General features: G+C 67.7%; 8 protein-coding genes. All 8 read right to left on the bottom strand.

The window, feature by feature from the left end:
• Window positions 1-974 (bottom strand): cytochrome c-type biogenesis protein CcmH (locus NA986_RS24230; protein ID WP_079950959.1); only part of this gene is annotated, 974 nt, incomplete at its 3' end.
• Complete coding sequence (dsbE, locus tag NA986_RS24225; RefSeq protein ID WP_000828296.1) at window positions 971-1,528, bottom strand: thiol:disulfide interchange protein DsbE; 558 nt, start codon at window positions 1,526-1,528, stop codon at window positions 971-973. The genes dsbE and NA986_RS24230, both read right to left, overlap by 4 nt.
• Complete coding sequence (locus tag NA986_RS24220) at window positions 1,525-3,456, bottom strand: heme lyase CcmF/NrfE family subunit (protein WP_023215043.1); 1,932 nt, start codon at window positions 3,454-3,456, stop codon at window positions 1,525-1,527. The genes dsbE and NA986_RS24220 overlap by 4 nt, the downstream gene beginning before the upstream one ends.
• Window positions 3,453-3,932: a cytochrome c maturation protein CcmE gene (ccmE, locus tag NA986_RS24215; RefSeq protein ID WP_001053600.1), complete on the bottom strand. Its 480-nt coding sequence runs from the start codon at window positions 3,930-3,932 to the stop codon at window positions 3,453-3,455. The genes NA986_RS24220 and ccmE overlap by 4 nt, the downstream gene beginning before the upstream one ends.
• Complete coding sequence (gene ccmD / locus NA986_RS24210) at window positions 3,929-4,141, bottom strand: heme exporter protein CcmD (protein ID WP_023215844.1); 213 nt, start codon at window positions 4,139-4,141, stop codon at window positions 3,929-3,931. The genes ccmE and ccmD overlap by 4 nt, the downstream gene beginning before the upstream one ends.
• Window positions 4,138-4,875, bottom strand: coding sequence for a heme ABC transporter permease (locus tag NA986_RS24205; RefSeq protein WP_000265999.1), 738 nt, complete (start codon window positions 4,873-4,875; stop codon window positions 4,138-4,140). Before NA986_RS24205 ends, ccmD begins: the two co-directional genes overlap by 4 nt.
• 51 nt (window positions 4,876-4,926) lie before the next feature.
• On the bottom strand, window positions 4,927-5,586 hold the full coding sequence (ccmB, locus tag NA986_RS24200) for a heme exporter protein CcmB (protein WP_000990028.1): 660 nt from the start codon (window positions 5,584-5,586) through the stop codon (window positions 4,927-4,929).
• Window positions 5,583-6,086: cytochrome c biogenesis heme-transporting ATPase CcmA (ccmA, locus tag NA986_RS24195; RefSeq protein ID WP_070794054.1), on the bottom strand; the 504-nt coding region annotated here is incomplete at its 5' end. The genes ccmB and ccmA, both read right to left, overlap by 4 nt.

The following is a 6,086-nucleotide window of genomic DNA, read 5'->3' as shown; positions in this document are numbered from 1 at the left end:
TTCAGCATCATCTCCCAGGCCGCCACCGCCTCGCCAAAGCGCTGCTGCTCAAAGGCGTTAAACGCATACAGGCTTAACACCCGGATATCCGTGTGGTCACGGCTCACCAGCCGGCGCAGCAGCTCCCCGCCGCGGCGGTTATCCTCCGGGTCGGACGAGCGCGTCAGCGCCTCCGCGTAGCCCAGCGCCGCATCGCTGTTTTTCGGGTCCAGACGGTAGGCGTTCGCATACGCCCCGGTGGCGGTACCGGCATTACCCAGTACCATACCGGTGCGCCCCAGCATGAGCCAGCCCTCAACATTGCCGGCATCATTCTGCAGGCGGGTGCGCAGCCCCAGCGCCAGCCGCGCCATCTCCTCTTCATTCAGCGGCTGCGCCTGCGGGTCCAGCGCCCGCGCCAGCAGCCCCGGCGTCTGCGCCGTTGCCTGCTGCCAGGCCCTGACCTGCTGATAGCTGCCGGTCAGGGCGTAGCTGCCGGCACCGACCGCCAGCGCAATGACGGCCCCCGGCACGTAAACGCCCCACCCGGCGCGCGCGCCGCAAACCGGGGTGTCCGCCGGCAGCGGCTCCCGGCGCAGGCGCACCCGCCGGCGCGTGCGGGCGACGATTATCCACCCGCCCGCCACAATGGCGGCCAGCGGCAGCACCCACAGCAGCACCGTCAGCGGGGTCAGCGGCGGGTCGTAGGTGACAAAGTTGCCGTAGCGCGCCACCATGTAATCGATGATTTCCTGGCGGCTCTTCCCCTCCTGCATCAGGTCATACACCCTGCGGCGCATGTCGGTGGCTATCATCGCGTTCGAGTCCGCAATGCTGTTGTTCTGGCATTTCGGGCAGCGCAGCTGCTCCGTGAGCTGGCGGAACTGCTGCTCCTGCGCTTCATCTTTAAACGGCATCACGTCGGTGGTTGCCCGCGCTGACCCGGCGATAACCAGCGCCAGCATCAGCATCACCATGCCCGGTAACAGTCTCATTGCGCCGCCTCCCGGCTGTATCTGTCCCACAGCGGTTTCAGTTCACTTTCCCATACCCGGGCATTCAAATCGCCCGCATGGCGGTAGCGGATAATCCCCCTGCCGTCGATGAGGAAAGTTTCCGGCGCGCCGTACACGCCCAGGTCCAGCCCCAGCATCCCGTCGCTGTCCGATAAACTCAGCGCATACGGGTTACCTAACTCCTTTAACCAGGCCACCGCCTTCGCCCGGTCGTCCTTATAGTTCAGCCCGACCACCCGGATACCCTGCGCAGAAAGCTGGTTCAGGTACTGATGTTCGGCGCGGCAGGTCGGGCACCAGGTGGCCCAGACGTTAAGCAGCACCGGTTTCCCCTGCGTCAGCACCTCCGCCTGGTAGTACTGACCCGGTGTCTCCAGCGATTCCAGGCGGAACGCCGGCACCGGCTTCCCGGTCAGCGCCGATTCGAGATTCGTCGGGTCATCCCCCTGCGCGTTGCGCGCCAGCTGCCACAGCAGCGCCGCGGCAATCAGCAGAAAAATCAGCAGCGGTAATAACAGTACGTTGCGTTTCATCCGGCCTCCGGCAATGGTTTACGGCGGCGGTAGCGCGGGTCCGCCAGGCACAGCAGTCCGCCCAGCGCCATCAGCAGTCCCCCGGCCCATATCCAGCGGACAAACGGTTTGTAGTACAGGCGCACGGCCCACGCGCCGTTGTCCAGCTCCTCCCCGAGCGCGGCGTACAGGTCGCGGGTCAGCCCGCCGTCAATCGCCGCCTCGGTCATCACCATCCGGCTGGTGTTGTAGAGCCGTTTCTCCGCGTGCAGCACCGCCTCCGGCTCGCCGTGGCGCGTCACCCCGATGAGGGCCACCCCGCCGCGGTAGTTGGGGCCGGTGATGTCCCGCACCTCCCGGAAGGTGAAGCGGTAGTCGTGAATGGTCACGCTGTCGCCCGCCCGCATCCGCACGTCACGCTCCACGCTGTAATTCTGGCTGAAGGCGATGCCGGTAATCGTCACCGCCAGCCCGAGGTGCGCCGCCACCATTCCCCAGTAGCTGAGAGAGGTTTTCGTGCCGCGGGACACGCGCTGTACGGCTTCGGCCACCGCCAGCACCGCAATCCAGCAGGCCATCGCCATCCCCACCGCCGTCATGGCGATGATTTTATCTTCCAGCAGCCATGGCAAAAGTACCGACAGCACCAGGGTGGAGACCAGGGCGGTGAGCAGCAGTTTCCTGATGTTACGTGGCCGGTCCCGGCCCCAGCGCACTAAAGGCCCCACCCCCAGCAGCAGGGCAAAGGGGACCATCAGCCAGGTGAACATGGTGTTAAAGAACGGCTCCCCCACCGAAATGCTGCCCAGCCCCAGCTGTTTGTGCACCAGCGGCAGCAGGGTGCCCAGCAGCACCACCAGCATGGCGGCCATCAGCAGGACGTTGTTGCCGAGCAGCAGCGACTCGCGCGACCACAGCGTGTTGTTCACCCGCGAACGCACCCTGTGCCCGCGCACGGCGAACAGCAGCAGCGAGCCGCCGGTGACCAGCACCATAAAGGCGAGGATAAACATTCCGCGCGCCGGGTCGGAGGCGAAGGCGTGCACCGACACCAGCACCCCGGAGCGCACCAGGAAGGTGCCCAGCAGGCACAGCGAGAAGGCGCAGATGGACAGCAGCAGCGTCCACGCCTTAAAGCCGGCGCGCTGTTCGGTGACCGCCAGCGAGTGCAGCAGGGCGGTGCCCGCCAGCCACGGCATAAAGGAGGCGTTCTCCACCGGGTCCCAGAACCACCAGCCGCCCCAGCCCAGCTCGTAGTAGGCCCACGCCGAGCCGAGCACGATGCCCAGCGTCAGGAACACCCACGCCGCCAGCGTCCACGGGCGGGCAAAACGGGTGAACGCGCTGTCCAGACGCCCGCTCAGCAGCGCGGCGATGGCGAAGGCGAAGGCCACCGAGAAGCCGACATAGCCCATGTACAGCAGCGGCGGGTGGAAAATCAGCCCCGGGTCCTGCAGCAGCGGGTTCAGGTCGCGCCCCTCCACCGGAAAGGCCGGCAGCGTGCGGGCGAACGGGCCGGAGGTGAACAGGATGAACGCCAGAAAACCGGCGCAGACCATCCCCATCACCGCCAGCACCCGGGCGACGATATCCGCCGGCACCTGCCGGCTGAACACCGCCACCGCCAGGGTCCAGCCGCTCATCAGCAGCACCCACAGCAGCAGCGAGCCCTCGTGCGCCCCCCAGGTGGCGGCCACCCGGTACCACACCGGCAGCTGCGTGTTCGAGTTGCCGGCGACATAGGCCACGGTGAAGTCGTTAACCACAAAGGCGTGCACCAGCACGAAAAACGCGCCCGCCACGCAGATGAACAGCAGCCAGGCGAACACCCCGGCCGACGCCATCATCCGCGCGTCGCCGCGCGCCACGCCCCACAGCGGGTAAACGGACAGCAGCAGCGCCACGCCGAGCGCCAGGCACAGCAGCGCGTGGCCGTATTCAGGCATCATGATGAGGTGTCCTTATCAGCGCGTTGCGGGCGGCGGTGGTTTTCCTGCATCGCCTTTTCCACTTCCGGCGGGGTGTAGTTCTCGTCATGCTTGGCCAGCACCTCGTGCGCCAGGACGTGGTTGCCCTTCTCCAGGGTGCCCTGCACCACCACCCCCTGCCCCTCGCGGAACAGGTCCGGCAGTATCCCCTCATAGCTCACCGTCACCGACCCTTCGGCGTCGTAGAGACTGAAGTTCACCTTCAGCGAGTCCGGGTCGCGCCTGACGCTGCCGGGCATCACCATCCCGCCGACGCGCAGGCGCTGGCCCGCCGCCGGCAGCTGCTGCGTCTCGCGCTTGCCGTAGAGGATTTCGCCGGGGGTATAGAACAGGTCGATATTCGCGCGCAGCGCGTACAGGACCAGGGCGGTGGTCAGCGCCAGGCCCGCCAGCACCGCGCAGACCACCCATAGCCGGTTTTTACGTCGCAGGTTCACGCCGCCTCCTGTTGCGCCTGTGCGGCGCGCATCCGCGCCTCGCGCGCCTGCTGCTGCACCACGCCGCGCAGAATGGCCCGGCGCTGCAGCACCGTGTGCAGCGCCAGCAGCACCAGCGGCGCCACGGTCATCGCCACCGCCAGCCAGACAAAAAAGGCGTACCCGCCCATGGCGAAAAAATCGCTCCACGATGAAAATGCCGGACTCACCGGTGCCCCCTTTTCAGTATCAGTTCGCTCACCCACGGGCGGCGTTTTTCCATCAGTAAAATCAGGTTGCGCATCCGCATCAGCGCCAGCGTCATAAAGAGCAGCAGGTAGCCGGCGATGGCCCAGCGCAGCGGCGAGCGCATCGCCGGGTCGATGCTCTGCTGCATCCGCGTCGAGCCCTGGTGCAGGGTGTTCCACCACTCGACGGAATAGTGGATAACCGGCAGGTTCACCACGCCGACCAGCACCAGAATGCCCGCCGCGCGCCCGGCCATTTTACGGTCGTCAAAGGCGTGCCACAGGGCGATGACCCCGGCGTAGAGAAACAGCAGCACCAGCTCCGAGGTCAGGCGCGCGTCCCACACCCACCAGGTGCCCCACATCGGTTTGCCCCACGCCGCGCCGGTGACCAGCGCGATGAAGGTGTACACCGCCCCCACCGGCGCCATCGCCGCGACGGCAAGGGTGGCCATTTTCATCTGCCAGACCAGCCCGGTAAACGCCGCCACCGCCATCGCCGCATAGATACCCATTGACCAGATGGCCGCCGGGACATGCAGGTACATAATGCGGTAGCCCTCCCCCTGCTGGTAGTCCGCCGGGGCGAAACCAAAGCCCCGGACCCAGCCGGTGGCCAGCGCGATGATGCCGGCCGCCGCCAGCCACGGCACAAGCCTGCCGCAAATCTGATACAGCCGGGGCGGCGCCGCCAGCTGATGAAGGGTTTTCCACATAGTCGTCACCTGACCTCCTGAAACCAGTAAAATGTCCGTCGCGCCGGGGCGCTACTGCACGCTGAGGCGCAGCGCCGCCGCGGTGGCGAACGGGCTTAACGTCGCGCTGCCCGCCAGCAGCGCCCCCAGCACCGCCAGATAGCCGTCAGCGGGTAAATGCATCGATGCCGCGTCCATCGCCGCGGCGGCGAAAATCAGCACCGGGACACTCAGCGGCAGCACCAGAATGCCCAGCAGGACGCCGCCGCGCCGCAGCCCGGCCGTCAGCGCGACGCCCGGCGCGGCGAGAAACCCCAGCGCCGGCGTGCCGAGCAGCAGCGTCAGCGCCATGATTTTCCAGCCGTACACGTCCATCCCCAGCAGCAGCGCCACCAGCGGGGAGAGCATAATCAGCGGCAGGCCGGTCACCGCCCAGTGGGCCAGCACCTTCGCCAGCACCACCGCCGGCAGCGGCACCGGCAGCAGCATCAGCTGCTCCAGGCTGCCGTCCTGCAGGTCGTCGCGAAACAGCCGCTCCAGCGCCAGCAGCGAGGCCAGCAGCGCCGCCACCTGGATGATGCCCGGCGCGATACGCGCCAGCAGCTGCGGCTGCGGCCCGACGCTTAACGGAAACAGGGTGATGACCATCAGGAAGAACCACAGCGGGCCGGCGATGTCCGCGCCGTGGCGGAACGCCACGCGCAGCTCGAGACAGAAGACACGCCACATCACAGCCCGGCCTCCCCGCCGGTCAGCGCCAGGCGGCGGACGGTATCCGCGGCCCCCGGCAGCGGCTGGTGGGTGGTGAGAATGACCATCCCGCCCTGCGCCGTGTGCGCCGCCATCCGCCGGGTGAGGCGCGCCACGCCGTTAACGTCAATGGCGGTGAACGGCTCGTCGAGCACCCACAGCGCGGCGCGGGTCAGCCACAGGCGGGCCAGCGCCACCCGGCGCTGCTGCCCGGCCGAGAGCCGGGCGACCGGCACGTCCTCAAATCCCGCCAGCCCGGCCTGCGCCAGCGCCTCCGGGAGGCGCGCGCCGTCACCGGGGTGGAAGAAGTGCAGGTTCTCCCGCGCCGTCAGGCGGGATTTAATCCCCGGCTGGTGCCCTATCCACAGCAGGCCGGAATGGAAGCTGTCGCGCACGCGGCGCAGGGGCTCGCCCTGCCAGTACACCTCGCCGCCGTCCGGGCGCGCCAGCCCGGTCAGCAGGCGCAGCAGGGTGGTTTTTCC

Origin of the sequence: Salmonella sp. NW177, from assembly GCF_051811585.1 — a bacterium.
In the GTDB taxonomy this organism is placed as follows: Bacteria; Pseudomonadota; Gammaproteobacteria; order Enterobacterales; family Enterobacteriaceae; genus Salmonella; species Salmonella enterica.
The sequence above is the reverse complement of the archived record's forward strand: the minus strand, read 5'-3'. Positions and strand labels throughout refer to the sequence as shown.